Here is a 19,216-nt window from a genome sequence, read left to right on the forward strand (position 1 = left end):
CGTCCTTGAAGTCAGCGCCCCTGGAGGTCAGCGCTGGGCTTCGAAATCAAGCAGTTTGCTGGCGACCCGGTCGGCATCGACCTTGTAGCTGCCATCTGCGATGGCCTGTTTCAACTCGGCCACGCGGGCGCTGTTGACGGTCGGCTGATCGCGCAGCTTGTCGCTGATCTTCTGCAATTGCTGGGCCTCTGGGCTCAGGTGTACCGCTTCTCCGCTGGCACTGGCGTGCTTGGGTGCTGCGCTGGCCTCGCCGGATTTGTCGGCGTTGCCCGGCGCGGCATTGCCGCGAACGCCGCCCGTGACGGACGGAGAATTGTTGAGACGACTGAAGTCGATGACCATGTTCAGAACCCCTGGGAATTAGGACGCATGCCTTGCTTTCGGCCTACCCGAGCAAAACTTTAGGCGTGAATGCATCACCGCCTCTCGGCACACGTGCGCAACCCGATCTGTGACACAGTTTAGGGGGCGCGGTTCCACATCGCCAGCGTTGCGTCACTATCCCGACGCAGTGCAGCCCTACATGGCCACCTCGACCTGCCCCGGGCCCGTGACGCGGGCCTTGACCACGCGTTTTGAATTCAGGTTGCGTACCCGGATCTGCGTCTGCAGGCCACCTTTGTCCAGGGCCTCGCCGGGCATGCGTACGCTCAGGCTGCCGCTGCGGGCGATGATCACCACGTGATCACCCTTGCGCACCACATCGGCCTGCTCCAGGTGCTGTTGCGTCAGCACCTGGTCGAGCACCGTGGGTCGCAACAGCTTCAAGCCCACGGCCTGGTCTAGCTGGGTCAGGTAGCCGACGCCGAGGGTGCCCACATCGCGTTCGCGCAGGGCCACATCGCCTTCACCCACCACGCTTTCACGTTTCAGGGGGCGAGTCATGACCACCACGTCGCGCATCAGGCGCACCTGGGCGGGGACGAATACCGTCCAGGGCGCGGTGCCGTCGCAGCGGACCCGTACCGTGACCCGTCCCAGGGGCGTCGAACCTTCCAGCGAGGCGTCCAGCTGCTGGCTGCACTGGGGCATGCGCAAGCGCGGGTCCAGGGTGTTGACCTGGATTTCGTAGCGGCCCGGGGTTTGAGTCGTCGCCAGATAATCCTCTACGGTGAACTCAAGAAACCCCTGAGTGACACCGATAAGCTGTTCAGGCAAGGTAAAAGAGTCCGCCAGCGTACGAATGCCGGGTGCCAGCAGGCACAGGGCGGCCAGTGAGCCGGTCAACAGGCGCGTCAGTCGTCGGAAATTTGTCGTTTTCGTGTACATGGCGTTCAAAAAAGCAAAGCCCGTGCCGATTCGGTACATAGGCAATCGTTGAAGGAGTCTGGCATGGCTGGAGTGATGGATTCGGTCAACCAGCGCACGCAACTGGTGGGGCAGAATCGCCTGGAGCTGCTGTTGTTTCGCCTCAATGGCGATCAGCTCTACGGCATCAATGTGTTCAAGGTGCGGGAGGTGCTGCAGTGCCCGGACCTGACGCTGCTGCCCAGGTCCCATCCGGTGGTGCGCGGCGTGGCCAACATTCGGGGGGCGACCATCCCGATCCTGGACCTGTCGATGGCCACCGGCCTTCCGCAGTTGAAGGAAGAAACGCGCAACAGTTTCGTGATCATCACCGAGTACAACACCAAGACCCAGGGCTTCCTGGTGCATTCGGTCGAGCGCATCGTCAACATGAACTGGGAAGAGATCCATCCGCCACCCAAGGGTACCGGACGCGATCACTACCTGACAGCCGTGACCCGGGTCGACAACCGCATGGTCGAGATCATCGATGTGGAGAAGGTGCTGGCCGAGGTGGCGCCGTCGTCCGAGTCGGTGTCCGATGGCGTGATCGATGCCGAAGTGCAGGACAAGGCAGTGATGCTGCGGGTGCTGACGGTCGATGACTCGTCGGTGGCACGCAAGCAGGTGAGCCGTTGCCTGCAGACCGTGGGGGTCGAGGTGGTGGCGCTCAACGACGGTCGCCAGGCCCTGGATTACCTGCGCAAGCTGGTGGACGAGGGCAAGCGTCCGGAGGAAGAGTTCCTCATGATGATCTCGGATATTGAAATGCCGGAAATGGACGGCTATACCCTCACGGCGGAGATCCGCAGCGATCCGCGCATGCAAAAGCTGCACATCTGCCTGCATACTTCGCTGTCCGGGGTATTCAACCAGGCGATGGTCAAGAAAGTCGGTGCCGATGACTTCCTGGCCAAGTTCAGGCCGGATGACCTCGCCCAGCGCGTGGTCGATCGGATCAAGGCAAGTCATTGAAACGGCCGGGGCCCGTCCCCGGCGCTAGCGATTTAAGAAGAGGCGGCAGCATTGTCTACGGGTAATTTGGATTTCGAACAGTTCCGGGTCTTCCTGGAGAAAGCCTGTGGCATCCTGCTGGGCGAGAATAAGCAGTACCTGGTCTCCAGCCGTCTCAACAAGCTGATGGAGCAACAGGGCATCAAGTCGCTGGGCGAACTGGTACAGCGCATCCAGACCCAGCCACGCAGTGGTCTGCGCGAGCAGGTGGTCGATGCCATGACCACCAACGAGACGCTGTGGTTTCGCGACACCTACCCGTTCGAGGTGCTCAAGAGCAAGGTGATCCCGGAGTTCATCAAGAACAACCCGGGCCAGCGCCTGCGCATCTGGTCGGCGGCCTGTTCGTCCGGTCAGGAGCCGTACTCGATCTCGATGTCGATCGACGAGTTCGAGCGCACCAACCTCGGCCAGCTGAAGATGGGGGCGCAGATCGTCGCCACCGACCTGTCGGGCGCCATGCTCAACAACTGCAAGACCGGCGAGTACGATAGCCTGGCCATTGCCCGCGGCTTGTCGCAGGAGCGCCTGCAGCGCTACTTCGACCCAAAGGGCCCGGGGCGCTGGGCGATCAAGTCGCCGATCCGCAGCCGCGTCGAGTTCCGTTCGTACAACCTGCTCGACAGCTATGCGCCGCTGGGCAAGTTCGACATCGTGTTCTGCCGCAACGTGCTGATCTACTTCTCGGCCCAGGTCAAGAAGGACATCCTCATGCGCATTCACGGCACCCTCAAGCCCGGTGGCTATCTGTTCCTGGGGGCGTCCGAGGCGCTCAACGGGCTGCCTGACCATTACCAGATGGTCCAGTGCAGTCCGGGGATCATTTACCAGGCCAAGTAAGGCCAGGCAAAACAAGGCCGGTGTCTCGCGACACCGGCCTTTTTGTTCCTGTTGTCAGGACGTGGTCCTGAGCCCGAGGTTGCCGGTCGGGGGGGGGGGTCGCCCTTGACGTCAATTTTTTGTTTTGCCGCTTTTGCCGCCTGGCAATTGCCGCTTGATGCGCCCGAAGCGGAAGCGCCTTGCCGCTTTTCTGGCATCGACATCGCTCATCTGATCGGCTGACCCCCTGTTTACAAGGGTTTTGATGATTGGCACAGCCCTTGCTAAAGCCTAAGCCAACGAAACTCTGGTCAACCTTTGAAGGTTTCCCCGATATGAGCATCAGCTTCGACAAGGCGCTTGGCATCCACGAAAAGGCATTGGGCTTCCGCGCCCAGCGTGCCGAGGTGCTGGCCAACAACATCGCCAACGCCGACACGCCCAACTACAAGGCGCGTGACATGGACTTCTCGTCGGTGCTCGCCGCCGAGGCCGACAAGCAGCAGAAGGGGCGCATCGCCCTGGACCGCACCAACAGCCGCCACATCGAGGCCGAAGGCCTGGCGATGATGGACGACACCCTGCAGTACCGCACGCCGATGCAGCCGTCGATCGACCAGAACACCGTGGATGCGCAGATCGAGCAGTCGAACTACGCGGAAAACGCCGTTGGCTTCCAGGCCAGCTTCACCCTGCTCAACAGTAAATTCAAAGGGCTGGTATCGGCCCTGCGTGGAGAGTGACCATGTCCCTTGCCAGTGTCTTCAACATCGCCGGTAGCGGCATGAGCGCGCAGAACACGCGCCTGAACACCGTTGCCTCGAACATCGCCAACGCCGAGACGGTGTCCTCGAGCATCGACCAGACCTACCGCGCCCGCCATCCGGTGTTCGCCACCACCTTCCAGAACGCGCAGAACGGCATGGGCCAGTCGCTGTTCGAGGAGCAGGGCGAGGCCGGACAGGGCGTCCAGGTCAAGGGCATCATCGAGGACCAGAGCAACCTCGAGGCGCGCTACGAGCCGAATCATCCGTCGGCGAACAAGGATGGCTACGTCTACTACCCGAATGTCAACGTGGTCGAGGAGATGGCCGACATGATCTCTGCCAGCCGTGCATTCCAGACCAACGCCGAGCTGATGAACACCGCCAAGAACATGATGCAGAAAGTGCTGACCCTGGGTCAGTGATAAGGAATCCCGATCATGGCAGTCGAAAACCCCAGCGTGAATCTCAATGATGTGCTGACAAAATCCGGGGTCAGCACCGGCACCAAGAAAACCACCACCGAGCCTGTCGACAAGAACGCGCTGGGCAAGGATGCGTTTCTCAAGCTGCTGGTCACCCAGATGCAGCACCAGAACCCGCTGGATCCCCAGGACAACGGTCAGTTCATCGCCCAGCTGGCGCAGTTCAGCAGTCTGGAAGGCATCCAGACCCTGAACAGCTCGGTCAACTCGATCATCAGCGGCATGGGCTCGTCCCAGGCGCTGCAAGCCTCCTCCCTGGTAGGGCGTTCGGTGATCGTGCAGAACGACAAGGCCCTCTTCGATCCGAAGGAAAGCCTCAATGGCCAGGTGGTCGTGCCGCAGAACATCACCGACGGCAAGGTGACCATCAAGGACAAGGATGGCAACGTGGTCAAGACCATCCAGTTGGGCGAGCAGAAGAAAGGCACCGCCGATTTCATCTGGGACGGCACCAACGACAAGGGCGAAAAAGTCGAGGCGGGTACCTATACCTTCACCGCCACCACCACTGTCGACGGCAAGTCGCAGGAGATGTACACGATGCTGCCGGCCAAGGTCACCAGTGTCAGCTTCCAGAACGGCGGCGAGATGATGCTCAACCTTGCCGGGATCGGCAAGCTGGGCATCTCCAAAGTACAAACCATCGGAATCTAAGGCCGCTAGCACGGCATAAGGAGTGAATGCATGTCTTTCAATATCGGCCTTAGCGGTCTTTACGCAGCCAACAAGCAGCTTGATGTCACCGGCAACAACATCGCCAACTCCGAGACCGTCGGCTTCAAGTCGTCGCGCGCCGAGTTCGCCGACGTCTACGCCGGCGCCAACCGCCTGGGCGTGGGCAAGAACCAGGTCGGCAACGGCGTGCGCCTGGCCACGGTTTCCCAGCAGTTCGGCCAGGGCGACGTCAACAACACCGGCAACGTACTGGACATGGGCATCCAGGGCCAGGGCTTCTTCGTCCTGTCCGACAACGGTTCGCTGAGCTATACCCGTGCCGGTGCGTTCCAGACCAACAAGGATGGCTATGTCGTCACCTCCGATGGCCTGGGTCTGCAAGGCTATGGGGTCGATGCCAATGGCAAGATCATGAAGGGCGTGCTGACCGACCTGCGGATCGATACCTCGGCAATGGCGCCGAAGGCGACCACCCTGATCGACCAGGGCATCAACCTGAACTCCTCGGCCCCCGACATTCCGCTGGAGGTCCTGGACAATTCCACGCCGCCCGCAATGGTGCCGAACAAGCCGTTCGACCCGAAGGATCAGGCAACCTATACCAAGTCGTTCCCGACCAAGGTGTACGACAGCCAGGGCAACGAACATGTCATGGAGCAGTTCTACCGCAAGACCGGCGAGAACGAGTGGACCATGTACACCCTGGTGGATGGCCGCAACCCCTACGACCCGAGCAAGACCACGCCGCTCATTGGCAACATCGACTTCAACCCCGACGGCAGCGTCAAGGCCATGACCGCCAGCCCTGACAACGTGCCGACCACGCCGGTGGGGACGTTCGACTGGAGCGTGGTCAACAACACCTTCACCATGAAGGGCTGGATCCCGGCCGCCAAGGACGCCGCGGGCAACTGGGGCTCCAACGGCTCGGTGGGTAACGCCAGCGGTATGCGCCTGTCGATGAACAGCACCACCTCCTACAACCTCGAGACGGCGCGCAGCTCGCAGTCCCAGGACGGTTATGCCACCGGTGTCCTGTCGAACCTGTCGATCGACTCCACCGGCGTGATGTTCGCCAGTTTCAGCAACCAGCAGTCCCGCGCCATCGGCCAGGTAGCCATTGCCAGCTTCGCCAACGAGCAGGGCCTGCAGCAGGTCGGCGGTACCCGCTGGAAGGAGACCTTCGCCTCGGGTATTCCAGGTATCGACGCGCCAAAAACTGGCACCCTGGGCTCGGTGGAGTCCAACTCGCTGGAGGCTTCCAACGTCAACCTGACCAAGGAGCTGGTCGAGCTGATCAAGGCGCAGAGCTTCTACCAAGCCAACGCCAAGACCATCTCCACTGAAAGCACCCTCATGCAGACCACCATCCAGATGACCTGATGGTCGCTGGCTGAGCGTTTGTCGACGAACCCCTTTGCACGAAGGGGTTCGTCATTTTCGAGGAGAGGCTCCATGAAAAAGCTGGTCGCTGCCGCTGTTGCGGCGCTCTGCCTGCTCCAGGCGCAGGCCGCGATGGCGCCCTGGTGGCGCTGGGAAAGCCAGGCCGACGGGCGCCTGGTATGTTCGCAATGGTCGCCAGGCGAGGGCTGGAAACGCTTTGCCGGGCCGTTCGACAATGCCGGTTGCCGGTCGCTTTGACCCAAGGCAAAAAATGATGGCTTGAGGCCATCGATTGGCGGATTTGCTTCAGGTATGATCCGCGCCATCCCACCCGTTCGGGTGACTGGCAAGCGTCATTTTCCAAGGATCGGAACTCTTGAAAAGCAGTAAGGATACTGGCGCGAGCGTGCTGCCGGCAGCGCTTCGCGTGGCCTTGAAAAAGGGCCTGGTCGGTGCGGCCCTGTTCTCCGGCGTGATCAACCTGCTGGCGTTGATCGGCCCCCTGTTCATGCTCGAGGTCTATGACCGGGTCATCCCCAGTCGCAGCCTGCCCACCCTGGTGGCGCTGGGGCTGCTGGTGGCGGGTGCGTACCTGGTGTTCGCCGTGCTCGACATCATTCGCTCGCGGGTCATGTCGCGGATCGCCGGCATGGTGGATGGGGCGCTTTCGACGCAGGTGTTCAGGATCATCGCCGGCACGCCGCTGAAGATCGCCCTGGACCAGGACCCGCTCAAGCCCGCCCAGGAGCTTGAACAGATCCGCGCTTTTATCGCCGGTCCCGGGCTCATGGCGTTCTTCGACTTGCCGTGGATGCCGGTGTACCTCGCGGTCAGCTTCTATATCCATCCATCCCTGGGCTGGCTGGCGCTGGGCATGATCGTGCTGATGGTGCTGCTGACCTGGCTCACCGACCGGGGTACACGCCAGGCCATGCGCGATAGCGCGGCACTGGCCAGCCAGCGCAATCGCCTGGGCCAACAGGCCCATGGCGGCGCCGAAGTGCTCGCCGCGATGGGCATGACCGAGCGTGCCGCCGACCGTTGGCAGGCGCTGCAGGAGCAGTACGCCACGTTGCAGCGGCGCAGCGCCGATGTCGGCAGCTTCTATGGCGGTATCACCAAGGCCCTGCGCCAGTTGGTGCAATCGGCGTCCCTGGGGGTGGGGGCCTGGTTGGTGATCGGGGGCGATCTCAGCGGCGGTGCGATTGTCGCCGCCTCGATCATCGTCGCCCGCACCCTGGCCCCGGCCGAGCAGATCATCGGCACCTGGCGCAGCCTGGTGTCCGCGCGGCTGGCCTGGCAGCAGTTGCGCGGGGTGCTGGCGATCTTTCCGCCCTCCGCGCATCGGACCGCGTTGCCTGGTGCTCGCAGCCAGGTCCAGGTGAGCGGCCTGTGCGTGGCGCCGCCGGGCGTGCAGCGTCTGGTGCTGCAAGGGGTGAATTTCAGCCTGGTTGCCGGCAGCTCGCTGGCGGTGATCGGCCCCAGCGCCTCGGGTAAGTCGTCGCTGGCGCGGGCCTTGGTCGGTGCGTGGCCGGCGCTGCGTGGCCAGGTCTGCCTGGATGGCGCGGCGCTGGAGCTCTGGCCGGATGCGGCGCGGGCGGCCATGACCGGCTACCTGCCGCAGAGTGTCGATCTGTTCGAGGCGAGCGTGGGGCAGAACATCGCGCGTCTGGATCCGCAAGCCGACGCCGCAGCGATTGTCGCGGCGGCGTGTCAGGCCGGTGTCCACGAGTTGATCCTGCAACTCCCACAGGGCTATGACACGCCGGTCGGTGAGGGCGGTGTCAATCTTTCGGCAGGGCAGCGGCAGCGTATCGGTCTTGCCCGCGCGTTGTATGGCGAGCCGTTCCTGGTGGTGCTCGACGAGCCCAATGCCAACCTCGATGCCGAGGGTGAACGGGCGTTGGCCCGGGCGATCGAGGGTGTCAAGGCGCGCGGTGGGGTGGTGGTGGCCATCGCCCACCGTTCCGGGCTGCTGGCGGTGATGGACCAGGTGCTGGTGCTTGAGCAGGGGGCGCAGGCGGCATTTGGCCCGCGCGATACCGTGCTGGCGCGACCGGTGGCGCTCGCCGAGCCGCGAGTGGCCAAGGGAGGTGTGCAGGCATGATGCGGATCGATGATGAGCAGGGGCTGCTGCGTTCGCTGCGTGGCCACCTGTGGGCCGGTGCCGGGGTCGTGGTGGTGTTGCTGGGCGGCGCGCTGTCGTGGTCGGCCGTCACTGAACTGGCCGGTGCGGTGATTGCGCCGGGGGCGGTGGCGGTGCAGGACAGCGTGAAGAAAGTCCAGCATCCCAGTGGTGGCGTGGTGGCGCAGTTGCTGGTTGGCGAGGGGCAATCGGTGCAGGCCGGTGACGTGCTGCTGCGACTGGACGCGACCTTGCAGGAGGCCAGTCATGCCATTGTCGCCAAGGCCCTTGACCAGGCCTTGGCGCGCCAGGCTCGGCTTGAGGCGGAGCGCGATGGCCTGGCGCGGGTGGACACGCCGTCGCGGCTTGTCGCGCGCGAGGGTGAGGCGCAGGTGCAGGCGGTGTTGGCCAGTGAGCGGCAGTTGTTCGTCGACCGTCGCCAGTCGCGGGAGGGGCAGAAGCAGCAGTTGCGCGAGCGCATCGAGCAACTGACCCAGACCATCGCCGGTCATGACCTGCAGCAGCGCACAAAGGGCGAGGAGATTCGTCTGATCGACGAGGAATACCAGGCCGTCAAGATCTTGCAGAAGAAGGGCCTGATGACCCTCGACCGGGTCAATGCCCTGGCCCGCGGCATCGCTCGCCTGCAGGGTGAGCGTGGCCAGTTGGTCGCGGCCATCGCCGAGGCGCGGGCGCGCATTGCCGAAACGCGTCTGGAGCTGTTGCAGGTGGACCAGCGGTTCCGCGAGCAGGTCTCCGGCGAGCTGCGTGACCTGATGGCGCAGCAGGGCGAATGGGTGGAGCGCGAGGTTGCTGCGGCCGATCAGCTCAAGCGCGTAGAAGTGCTGGCGCCCAGTACCGGACGGGTCCAGCAGTTGGCGGTACACACCGTGGGCGGTGTGATCTCGCCGGCCGAGACCTTGATGCAGATCGTCCCGCTGGACGACGAACTGTTGGTCGAGGCACGCATCAGCCCGCAGGACATCGACCAGGTCGTGCTCGGCCAGGAGGCGTTGCTGCGCTTCAGTGCGTTCAATCGCGCGACCACCCCCGAAGTGCTCGGGCGGGTGGTGCGTCTTTCCGCCGACCTGGTAACCGACCCGCAGAGCGGGCTCGGCTTCTACCGCGCCGGCATTCATATCGACAAGGCCGAGCAGCGCAAGCTGGACGGCCTCACGCTGGTGCCGGGCATGCCGGTGGAATCGATGATCCAGACGGGTCGTCGCACCGTGCTGTCCTATCTGCTCAAGCCAGTAGGCGACCATGCGCAACGGGCATTCAGGGAAGGATGAGCGCCGACCGGAGGGTGGGCGTAGTCATGCAGGGATTGTTCAACCATTGGCAAGGAATGAGTAGACATGGCTGTTATCCAGGGAACCGAAGGCGCCGATAATCTGGTCGGCACCAGTGCGGACGATCAGATTTTTGGCAAGGGTGGCGATGACATCATCAATGGCGGTGATGGCAACGACACGCTATACGGTGGCGCGGGTGCCGATCGCTTTATCGGTGGTGCGGGCAACGACACAGTGTCGTACACCGATGCCGGCGCCGGCATCACGCTGAACTTCAAGACCGGCGTGCATACTGGCATTGCCGCCGGCGACACCTTTGAAAGCATCGAGGTGTTCCAGGGCTCGAACTTCGCCGATACCTTCATCAGCGATGCCCGCGCCCAGAAGTTCAGTGGCGGTCTCAACGATGTGATGGACTACTCGCTGTCTGGCCAGGCGGTGACCATCACCATCGACAACACCGGTGGCAAGGGGCAAGGTGGCGATGCGGAAGGTGATACCTTCACAGGCATGGGGGGCATCATTGGTTCCAGTCTGAACGACACGTTCATCATGCAGGCTAACGGATCAAGCAAGTCGTTCAATGGTGGTGCAGGCAATGATGTCTATTACTTGTATGCAGCGGCAGGCGTGGCCGAGCAGACTGGCGGCGGCATTGATGAGGTGCGCACGACGCTGGCCAGCTATACCCTGACCAGCGAGGTGGAAAACCTCACCTACCTCGGCACCGGCAACTTCACCGGTGTCGGCAACGCCAGCGACAACATCATCACCGGCGGCAGCGGCAACGACGTGATGCGTGGCGGCGCGGGTGCCGACCGCTTCATCGGCGGCGCGGGCAACGACACGGTGTCGTACACCGATGCCGGCGCCGGCATCACGCTGAACTTCAAGACTGGCGTGCACACCGGCATTGCCGCCGGCGACACCTTCGACAGCATCGAGGTGTTCCAGGGCTCGAACTTCGCCGATACCTTCATCAGCGATGCCCGCGCGCAGACCTTCAGTGGTGGTCTGGACGATATGATGGACTACTCGCTGTCCGAGCAGGCGGTGACCATCACCATCGACAACACCGGTGGCAAGGGCCAGGGCGGTGACGCCGAGGGTGATACGTTCACGGGGATGCTGGGTGTTGTCGGTTCCAGCAAGGACGACACCTTCATCATGCAGGCCAATGGCTTCAGCAAGTCCTTCAATGGCGGTGCCGGCAACGACGTGTACTACCTGTACGGCTCGGCCGGTGTGGTCGAGCGTGCCGGTGGCGGCATCGATGAGGTGCGCACGACGCTGGCCAGCTATACCCTGACCAGCGAGGTGGAAAACCTCACCTACCTCGGCACCGGCAACTTCACCGGTGTCGGCAACGCCAGCGACAACATCATCACCGGCGGCAGCGGCAACGACGTGATGCGTGGCGGCGCGGGTGCCGACCGCTTCATCGGCGGCGCGGGCAACGACACGGTGTCGTACACCGATGCCGGCGCCGGCATCACGCTGAACTTCAAGACCGGCGTGCACACCGGCATTGCCGCCGGCGACACCTTCGACAGCATCGAGGTGTTCCAGGGCTCGAACTTCGCCGATACCTTCATCAGCGATGCCCGCGCGCAGACCTTCAGTGGTGGTCTGGACGATATGATGGACTACTCGCTGTCCGAGCAGGCGGTGACCATCACCATCGACAACACCGGTGGCAAGGGGCAAGGTGGCGATGCGGAAGGTGATACCTTCACAGGCATGGGGGGCATCATTGGTTCCAGTCTGAACGACACGTTCATCATGCAGGCTAACGGATCAAGCAAGTCGTTCAATGGTGGTGCAGGCAATGATGTCTATTACTTGTATGCAGCGGCAGGCGTGGCCGAGCAGACTGGCGGCGGCATTGATGAGGTGCGCACGACGCTGGCCAGCTATACCCTGACCAGCGAGGTGGAAAACCTCACCTACCTCGGCACCGGCAACTTCACCGGTGTCGGCAACGCCAGCGACAACATCATCACCGGCGGCAGCGGCAACGACGTGATGCGTGGCGGCGCGGGTGCCGACCGCTTCATCGGCGGCGCGGGCAACGACACGGTGTCGTACACCGATGCCGGCGCCGGCATCACGCTGAACTTCAAGACTGGCGTGCACACCGGCATTGCCGCCGGCGACACCTTCGACAGCATCGAGGTGTTCCAGGGCTCGAACTTCGCCGATACCTTCATCAGCGATGCCCGCGCGCAGACCTTCAGTGGTGGTCTGGACGATATGATGGACTACTCGCTGTCCGAGCAGGCGGTGACCATCACCATCGACAACACCGGTGGCAAGGGCCAGGGCGGTGACGCCGAGGGTGATACGTTCACGGGGATGCTGGGTGTTGTCGGTTCCAGCAAGGACGACACCTTCATCATGCAGGCCAATGGCTTCAGCAAGTCCTTCAATGGCGGTGCCGGCAACGACGTGTACTACCTGTACGGTGCGGCCGGTGTGGTCGAGCGTGCCGGTGGCGGCATCGATGAGGTGCGCACGACGCTGGCCAGCTATACCCTGACCAGCGAGGTGGAAAACCTCACCTACCTCGGCACCGGCAACTTCACCGGTGTCGGCAACGCCAGCGACAACATCATCACCGGCGGCAGCGGCAACGACGTGATGCGTGGCGGCGCGGGTGCCGACCGCTTCATCGGCGGCGCGGGCAACGACACGGTGTCGTACACCGATGCCGGCGCCGGCATCACGCTGAACTTCAAGACTGGCGTGCACACCGGCATTGCCGCCGGCGACACCTTCGACAGCATCGAGGTGTTCCAGGGCTCGAACTTCGCCGATACCTTCATCAGCGATGCCCGCGCGCAGACCTTCAGTGGTGGTCTGGACGATATGATGGACTACTCGCTGTCCGAGCAGGCGGTGACCATCACCATCGACAACACCGGTGGCAAGGGCCAGGGCGGTGACGCCGAGGGTGATACGTTCACGGGGATGCTGGGTGTTGTCGGTTCCAGCAAGGACGACACCTTCATCATGCAGGCCAATGGCTTCAGCAAGTCCTTCAATGGCGGTGCCGGCAACGACGTGTACTACCTGTACGGCTCGGCCGGTGTGGTCGAGCGTGCCGGTGGCGGCATCGATGAGGTGCGCACGACGCTGGCCAGCTATACCCTGACCAGCGAGGTGGAAAACCTCACCTACATCGGCTCTGGCAATTTCGTCGGATATGGCAATGCCAGCAACAATGTGATTGTCGGTGGCGCTGGCAATGACACCTTGTTTGGCGGTGCCGGTGCCGACCGATTCGTCGGTGGCGCGGGTATCGACACCGTTTCGTATGGCGACAGCGCGGCCGGCATTCTCCTGAATCTCAAGACCGGCGTGCATGGCGGTATCGCCGAGGGCGATACCTTCGAGGGCATCGAGAAGTTCGTCGGCTCGTCGTTGGGCGACGTTTTCGTGGCCAACGACCAGCCCAACGACTTCAATGGCTCGCTAGGTGTCGATCTGTTGACGTTCGCAGGTGAGGGCGCGGGCGTCACGCTCGACCTGAATGCCACTGGCAGCGACCTCTTTACCAGCATCGAGAGCTTCGAGGGCACTGCATTCAACGATACCTTCGTGGGGACCACTGCGAACGAGAACTTCATTGGCGGTGCGGGTGCGGATGTGATCAATGGTGGGGCCGGTCGGGATTCGGCCTGGTACATCTCGAGCAATGCCGGCGTGTCGATCGATCTTGCCGCAGGCACCGTGGCGGGTGGGCATGCCGAGGGTGATGTACTGAGTGGAATCGAAGGGCTGGCGGGCTCCGCGTTCGCCGATGTGCTCAATGGCGATGCCGGTGCGAACACGCTCCATGGCGCCGAAGGCGATGATGTCATCAATGGCGGCGCGGGCAATGACATCCTCTACGGGGATGGCATCTACTCCACCGAATTCGGTGCCCTGGCGCGCCCGGCGAACACCCAGGTCGCCCAGGCGGATGTCGTCAATGGCGGTGACGGCGACGACACCATCACCGGTGCGCTGAACGACACGGGTTCCGTCTACCATGGTGATGCCGGCAACGACACCATCCAGACCACCAACGGCAAGGCATATGGTGATGATGGCAACGATCGCCTGGTCGGTAACGGCTTTGCCTACGAACTCTATGGTGGCGCCGGCGCAGACCGCCTGGACATGATGTCGGCCGGCTACGCCTTTGGTGGCGAGGGCAGCGATGTCTACACGATCTACTCCAAGGCGGGGGTGGTGATCCAGGATACCGGTAGCGCAGGTGTCGACGTGGTGGTGCTGAAGAACATCCAGACCTTCCAGGATGTCGTGGTGCAGAATGATGGCGTCAATGCCTTCATTTTTTCCAAGGCTGACTGGAATGCCGGCAACCTCGATTCGGGGGTGATGCTCAGCAACTGGTACGCCGGCTCGAACACCATCGAGTCGTTCCAGACCAACAATGGTGACACCTTCACCATCACCTGACAGGCAAGCGGCGTCTGACAGCGTCCGCAGGCGGCCAAGCCTTGCCGCTGTCAGGCACCCGCCGCCGAGATTTTGTCTCTCTGACAGCGTGACTTTCGGCAAAGGCCCCGTAAACCGGGGTCTTTGTCGTTTCTGTGGCAATTGGCGCGAAACTTGCTCGAAGCATCGCACAGCCACGGCGACCGGCAATCGATCGCCCGTGCAGCGGAGGATGACTGTGGACAAGATGCTTTACGTGGCCATGACCGGCGCCAGCCAGAACGCGCTGGCGCAGAAGGCCCATGCCAACAACCTGGCGAACGTTTCCACCAACGGCTTCCAGCGTGACCTGGAACAGGCCCGTTCGATGCCGGTGTTCGGCGACAGCTTTCCGGCGCGTGCATTCGCCATGAGCGAACGGCCGGCCACCGATTTCAGTGCCGGTCCGCTGGTGGAAACCGGTCGCGAGCTGGATGTGGCGGTCAGCGGCAACGGCTTTATCGCCGTGCAGGCCCCCGATGGTAGCGAGGCCTACGTGCGCACTGGCGGCCTGAACATTGACGCCCTTGGTGTGTTGCGCGCCGGCAACGGCATGGCGGTAATCGGCAATGGCGGTCCGATCGCCATACCACCGGAGCAGAAGGTCGAGATCGGCGATGACGGCACCATCAGCATCCGCGCCATGGGCGAAGACCCGCGGGTGATGGCCGAGGTCGACCGGATCAAGCTGGTCAACCCTGATATCAAGGGCATGACCAAGGGCCAGGACGGGCTGATCCGTACCGCCAGCGGCCAGCCGGCCGACATGGACGTGAACGTGCGCGTGGTGTCGGGCTTCCTCGAGGGCAGTAACGTCAATGCCGTGGAGGAGATGACATCGGTGCTGGCGCTGTCCCGACAGTTCGAGTTGCACGTCAAGATGATGAAAGCGGCCGAGGAAGGCGATCAAGCCATGGCTCGGGTTTTGCAGATCGGTTAATCACATTTGAACGGGTGCCGTAAAACAGGCGCACGAGGAGAACACTAAATGCTTCCGGCTCTTTGGGTCGCTAAAACCGGCCTGTCCGCCCAGGATACCAACCTGGCGGTCATCTCGAACAACCTGGCCAACGTCTCGACCACGGGTTTCAAGCGTGATCGCGCCGAGTTTCAGGACCTGCTGTACCAGATCAAGCGTCAGCCCGGTGCGCAGTCCACCCAGGACAGCGAGCTGCCTTCGGGCCTGCAGGTCGGTACCGGTGTACGTATCGTCGGCACCCAGAAGAACTTCCAGACCGGCAGCCTGCAGACGACCGAGAATCCGCTGGACATGGCAGTCAACGGTCGTGGCTTCTTCCAGGTGCTGCAGCCTGACGGCACCGTCTCCTATACCCGCGACGGTACCTTCCACCTGAACTCCGACGGCCAGGTCGTCACCGCCAACGGCTTCGCCCTGGAACCTGCGGTCGTCGTACCGCCGGATGCCCAGACCTTCACCGTCGGCCAGGACGGCACTGTGTCGATCACTACCCCCGGCAACCCGGCCGCGCAGGTCATCGGCAACATCCAGACCGCCGACTTCATCAACCCGGCGGGCCTGCAGGCCATCGGCGGCAACCTGTTCCTCGAGACCGCCGCCAGCGGTGCGCCGCAGATTGGCACGCCAGGCCTGAACGGCTTCGGCCCCACCCTGCAGAAAACCCTGGAGGCGTCCAACGTCAGCACCGTGGAAGAGATGGTCAACATGATCACCACCCAGCGTGCCTACGAGATGAACTCCAAGGTCATCTCCGCCGCCGACAAGATGCTGTCGTTCGTCACCCAGCAGCTGTAAGCCCTGGCGGTCCGATCAAGGCGGGCCGCTGATCATCCGCTCGCTGTTGCAGCGCCTGTTTCACCATGAGGTAAGTGTCATGAGCCGTCTGTTGTCCGTATTCGCCCTGGGGGGGGTGGTGTTGCTGGCTGGTTGCGTTGCGCCGACGCCCAAGCCAAACGACCCGTATTATGCGCCGGTCTTGCCGCGCACCCCGTTGCCGGCAGCGGCCAACAACGGCTCGATCTACCAGGCCGGCTTCGAGCAGGGCCTGTACACTGATCGCAAGGCGTTCCGGGTCGGTGACATCATCACCATCACCCTCAACGAGCGTACCTCGGCGAGCAAGAACGCCGGTTCCCAGATCCAGAAGAACAGCAAGGCCGATATCGGCCTGACCTCGCTGTTCGGCACCGTGCCCAACACCAACAACCCGCTGGGTAGCGGCGACCTCACGCTCGAAGCCGGTTACAGCGGCGACCGCTCCACCAAGGGCGACAGCAAGGCCACCCAAGGCAACACCCTGACCGGTTCCATCACGGTGACCGTGGCCGAGGTGCTGCCCAACGGCATCATCGCCGTGCGCGGCGAGAAGTGGATGACGCTGAACACCGGCGAGGAACTGGTGCGCATTGCCGGCCTGATCCGTGCCGACGACATCGCCACCGACAACACCGTGCCGTCCACTCGCGTGGCCGACGCGCGCATCACCTATTCGGGCACCGGCTCGTTCGCCGATGCCAGCCAGCCCGGTTGGCTGGACCGTTTCTTCATCAGCCCGCTCTGGCCCTTCTGAGTACGGATGACCATGTTCAACGCTAGGCGGTTGATTGCCGCGACCCTGCTTCTGTCCTGTGCGTTCGGTGCTCACGCCGAGCGCCTGAAGGATATCGCCAGCATCTCCGGCGTGCGCGCCAACCAGCTGATCGGCTATGGCCTGGTGGTGGGCCTCAACGGCACGGGTGACCAGACCACCCAGACACCGTTCACCCTGCAGACCTTCAACAACATGTTGTCGCAGTTTGGTATCAAGGTGCCGCCGGGGTCGGGCAACGTGCAGTTGAAGAACGTTGCCGCCGTGTCGGTGCATGCCGACTTGCCGGCATTCGCCAAGCCCGGCCAGGTGATCGACATTACCGTTTCTTCCATCGGCAACTCCAAGAGCCTGCGTGGCGGCAGCCTGTTGATGACGCCGCTCAAGGGTATCGACGGCAACGTCTATGCCATCGCCCAGGGCAATCTGGTGGTGGGCGGCTTCGATGCCGAAGGTCGCGACGGCTCGAAGATCACCGTCAACGTTCCGTCGGCCGGTCGCATTCCCGGCGGTGCCTCGGTCGAGCGCGCGGTGCCGAGCGGATTCAACCAGGGCAATAGCCTGACGCTCAATCTCAATCGTCCGGACTTCACCACCGCCAAGCGCATCGTCGACAAGGTCAACGAGCTGCTCGGGCCGGGCGTGGCCCAGGCCGTCGATGGCGGTTCGGTGCGGGTCACCGCGCCGATGGACCCGAGCCAGCGCGTGGACTACCTGTCCATTCTCGAGAACCTCGAGATCGATCCGGGCCAGGCGGTGGCCAAGGTCATCATCAACTCGCGTACCGGCACCATCGTCATCGGCCAGAACGTCAAGGTGTCGCCGGCAGCGGTAACCCACGGCAGCCTGACCGTGACCATCACCGAAGATCCGATCGTCAGCCAGCCGGGGCCGTTCTCCAATGGCCAGACCGCGGTGGTGCCGCGCTCGCGGGTCAACGCCGAACAGGAAGCCAAGCCGATGTTCAAGTTCGGCCCGGGCACCACGCTGGATGAGATCGTCCGTGCGGTGAACCAGGTCGGCGCGGCGCCGAGCGACCTGATGGCCATCCTCGAAGCGCTGAAGCAGGCCGGTGCGTTGCAAGCCGACCTGATCGTGATCTGAGGACGCCAGGGATGAATTCGAAGAGTCTTGTTTCCAGTCAGGCCGACAGCGGCGCCTACACCGACCTCAACCGCCTGGGTTCGCTCAAGCGCGGGGATCGCGACAGCGAGGGCAACATCCGCAAGGTGGCCCAGGAGTTCGAGTCGTTGTTCATCAGCGAGATGCTCAAGGCGTCGCGCAAGGCCAGCGATGTGATGGCTGACGAAGACAGCCCGATGAACAGCGACACGGTCAAGCAGTACCGCGACATGTACGACCAGCAGATGGCGGTGAGCATGTCGCGCGAAGGGGGCGGTATCGGCCTGCAGGACGTGCTGGTGCGCCAGCTGTCGAAGAACAAGGCCGCGCGTCCGAACACCAGTCCGTTTCCCCGGATCGAAGGGCAGGCGCCGGCATTGTGGGCCTCGAAAGTGGCCGAGCCCGCGCACATGGTCGAGAGCGCCGCTACGCGTAACGATGTGGCTGCGCTCAACGCGCGGCGCCTGGCGCTGCCTGGCAAGCTCACCGATCGCTTGCTGTCCGGCATCGTGCCGTCCGCTGGCAATGCCGCCGCCAACGCCACGGCGCTGCCTGGGCGTGGCGATATCCCGCCCGGTGGCGTGGCCGTCGGCGACTGGGAGCCGGCGCGCAGCTTCGCGGCGCCAGGTGGCAACCTGCAGATTCTCGGTCGGGCCGTGGCCCAGCCGCCGCTGGCACCGAAAAAGGCCTTCGCCGACAGCGACGCCTTCGTCGCCACCATGCTGCCGATGGCCGAACAGGCCGCCAAGCGCATCGGTATCGATCCGCGCTACCTGGTGGCCCAGGCCGCGCTGGAAACCGGCTGGGGCAAGTCGGTCATGCGCAACCCCGATGGCAGCAGCAGTCACAACCTGTTCGGCATCAAGGCCACCGGCAGCTGGCAGGGCGGTGAGGCGCGGGCGATCACCAGCGAGTTCCGCAACGGCCAGTTCGTCAAGGAGACTGCGGCGTTCCGTTCCTACGACAGCTACCAGGACAGCTTCCACGACCTGGTGAGCCTGTTGCAGAACAATTCGCGCTATCAAGATGCGGTGCGGGCGGCCGATAAACCAGAACAGTTTGTGCGGGAGTTGCAGAAGGCCGGTTACGCCACCGACCCCAACTACGCCAGCAAGATCTCGCAGATCGCAAAACAGATGAAGTCGCAGCAGAGCTACGCAATGCTCGGTACCACCACGAAACTTTAAGGGCAGGA

17 protein-coding genes are annotated in these 19,216 nt (G+C 63.2%); 15 read left to right on the top strand and 2 right to left on the bottom strand.

Going from position 1 to position 19,216, the window contains the following annotated elements; all coding sequences use genetic code 11:
* Positions 1-27: 27 nt before the first annotated feature.
* Both flgM and flgA read right to left on the bottom strand, forming a co-directional pair.
* Entirely contained in the window at positions 28-342 is a 315-nt protein-coding gene (flgM, locus tag HU751_RS25050) for a flagellar biosynthesis anti-sigma factor FlgM (RefSeq protein WP_050706715.1), read from the bottom strand.
* Positions 343-519: 177 nt separating this feature from the next.
* Positions 520-1,269 (bottom strand): flagellar basal body P-ring formation chaperone FlgA, encoded by a 750-nt coding sequence (flgA, locus tag HU751_RS25055; protein ID WP_186735517.1) that lies wholly within the window; start codon positions 1,267-1,269, stop codon positions 520-522.
* Between the two features lie 63 nt (positions 1,270-1,332).
* Here flgA and HU751_RS25060 point away from each other — a divergent pair, with 63 nt between their 5' ends.
* From HU751_RS25060 to flgJ, 15 genes are all read left to right on the top strand, one after another.
* Entirely contained in the window at positions 1,333-2,262 is a 930-nt protein-coding gene (locus HU751_RS25060; protein ID WP_050706714.1) for a chemotaxis protein CheV, read from the top strand.
* A gap of 51 nt (positions 2,263-2,313) precedes the next feature.
* Positions 2,314-3,141 (top strand): protein-glutamate O-methyltransferase CheR, encoded by an 828-nt coding sequence (cheR, locus tag HU751_RS25065; protein WP_050706713.1) that lies wholly within the window; start codon positions 2,314-2,316, stop codon positions 3,139-3,141.
* Between the two features lie 314 nt (positions 3,142-3,455).
* Positions 3,456-3,863 (top strand): flagellar basal body rod protein FlgB, encoded by a 408-nt coding sequence (gene flgB / locus HU751_RS25070; protein ID WP_050706712.1) that lies wholly within the window; start codon positions 3,456-3,458, stop codon positions 3,861-3,863.
* A gap of 2 nt (positions 3,864-3,865) precedes the next feature.
* Positions 3,866-4,309, top strand: a complete 444-nt coding sequence (gene flgC, locus HU751_RS25075; RefSeq protein ID WP_050706711.1) for a flagellar basal body rod protein FlgC — start codon at positions 3,866-3,868, stop codon at positions 4,307-4,309.
* A 15-nt stretch (positions 4,310-4,324) separates the two neighbouring features.
* Complete coding sequence (gene flgD, locus HU751_RS25080; RefSeq protein ID WP_186735515.1) at positions 4,325-5,023, top strand: flagellar hook assembly protein FlgD; 699 nt, start codon at positions 4,325-4,327, stop codon at positions 5,021-5,023.
* A 30-nt stretch (positions 5,024-5,053) separates the two neighbouring features.
* On the top strand, positions 5,054-6,427 hold the full coding sequence (flgE, locus tag HU751_RS25085) for a flagellar hook protein FlgE (protein ID WP_186735513.1): 1,374 nt from the start codon (positions 5,054-5,056) through the stop codon (positions 6,425-6,427).
* 72 nt (positions 6,428-6,499) lie between these two features.
* Positions 6,500-6,685, top strand: a complete 186-nt coding sequence (locus tag HU751_RS25090) for a hypothetical protein (protein ID WP_050706708.1) — start codon at positions 6,500-6,502, stop codon at positions 6,683-6,685.
* Between the two features lie 118 nt (positions 6,686-6,803).
* Complete coding sequence (locus HU751_RS25095; protein WP_186735511.1) at positions 6,804-8,534, top strand: type I secretion system permease/ATPase; 1,731 nt, start codon at positions 6,804-6,806, stop codon at positions 8,532-8,534.
* Positions 8,531-9,844 (top strand): HlyD family type I secretion periplasmic adaptor subunit, encoded by a 1,314-nt coding sequence (locus HU751_RS25100; protein ID WP_186735509.1) that lies wholly within the window; start codon positions 8,531-8,533, stop codon positions 9,842-9,844. Before HU751_RS25095 ends, HU751_RS25100 begins: the two co-directional genes overlap by 4 nt.
* Positions 9,845-9,910: 66 nt before the next feature.
* Positions 9,911-14,314 (top strand): beta strand repeat-containing protein, encoded by a 4,404-nt coding sequence (locus HU751_RS25105; protein WP_217862553.1) that lies wholly within the window; start codon positions 9,911-9,913, stop codon positions 14,312-14,314.
* 217 nt (positions 14,315-14,531) lie between these two features.
* Complete coding sequence (locus HU751_RS25110) at positions 14,532-15,272, top strand: flagellar basal body rod protein FlgF (RefSeq protein WP_186714861.1); 741 nt, start codon at positions 14,532-14,534, stop codon at positions 15,270-15,272.
* Between the two features lie 48 nt (positions 15,273-15,320).
* Entirely contained in the window at positions 15,321-16,106 is a 786-nt protein-coding gene (gene flgG / locus HU751_RS25115) for a flagellar basal-body rod protein FlgG (protein WP_050706704.1), read from the top strand.
* Positions 16,107-16,185: 79 nt separating this feature from the next.
* Entirely contained in the window at positions 16,186-16,881 is a 696-nt protein-coding gene (flgH, locus tag HU751_RS25120; protein ID WP_050706703.1) for a flagellar basal body L-ring protein FlgH, read from the top strand.
* Between the two features lie 12 nt (positions 16,882-16,893).
* Positions 16,894-18,003 carry a flagellar basal body P-ring protein FlgI gene (locus HU751_RS25125; RefSeq protein ID WP_028691033.1) on the top strand — a complete coding sequence of 370 codons (1,110 nt, stop codon included), beginning with the start codon at positions 16,894-16,896 and terminating at the stop codon, positions 18,001-18,003.
* Between the two features lie 11 nt (positions 18,004-18,014).
* Positions 18,015-19,208: a flagellar assembly peptidoglycan hydrolase FlgJ gene (flgJ, locus tag HU751_RS25130; RefSeq protein ID WP_186734766.1), complete on the top strand. Its 1,194-nt coding sequence runs from the start codon at positions 18,015-18,017 to the stop codon at positions 19,206-19,208.
* Positions 19,209-19,216: the final 8 nt, after the last annotated feature.

This window comes from Pseudomonas peradeniyensis, from assembly GCF_014268935.2.
Taxonomy (GTDB): domain Bacteria; phylum Pseudomonadota; class Gammaproteobacteria; order Pseudomonadales; family Pseudomonadaceae; genus Aquipseudomonas; species Aquipseudomonas peradeniyensis.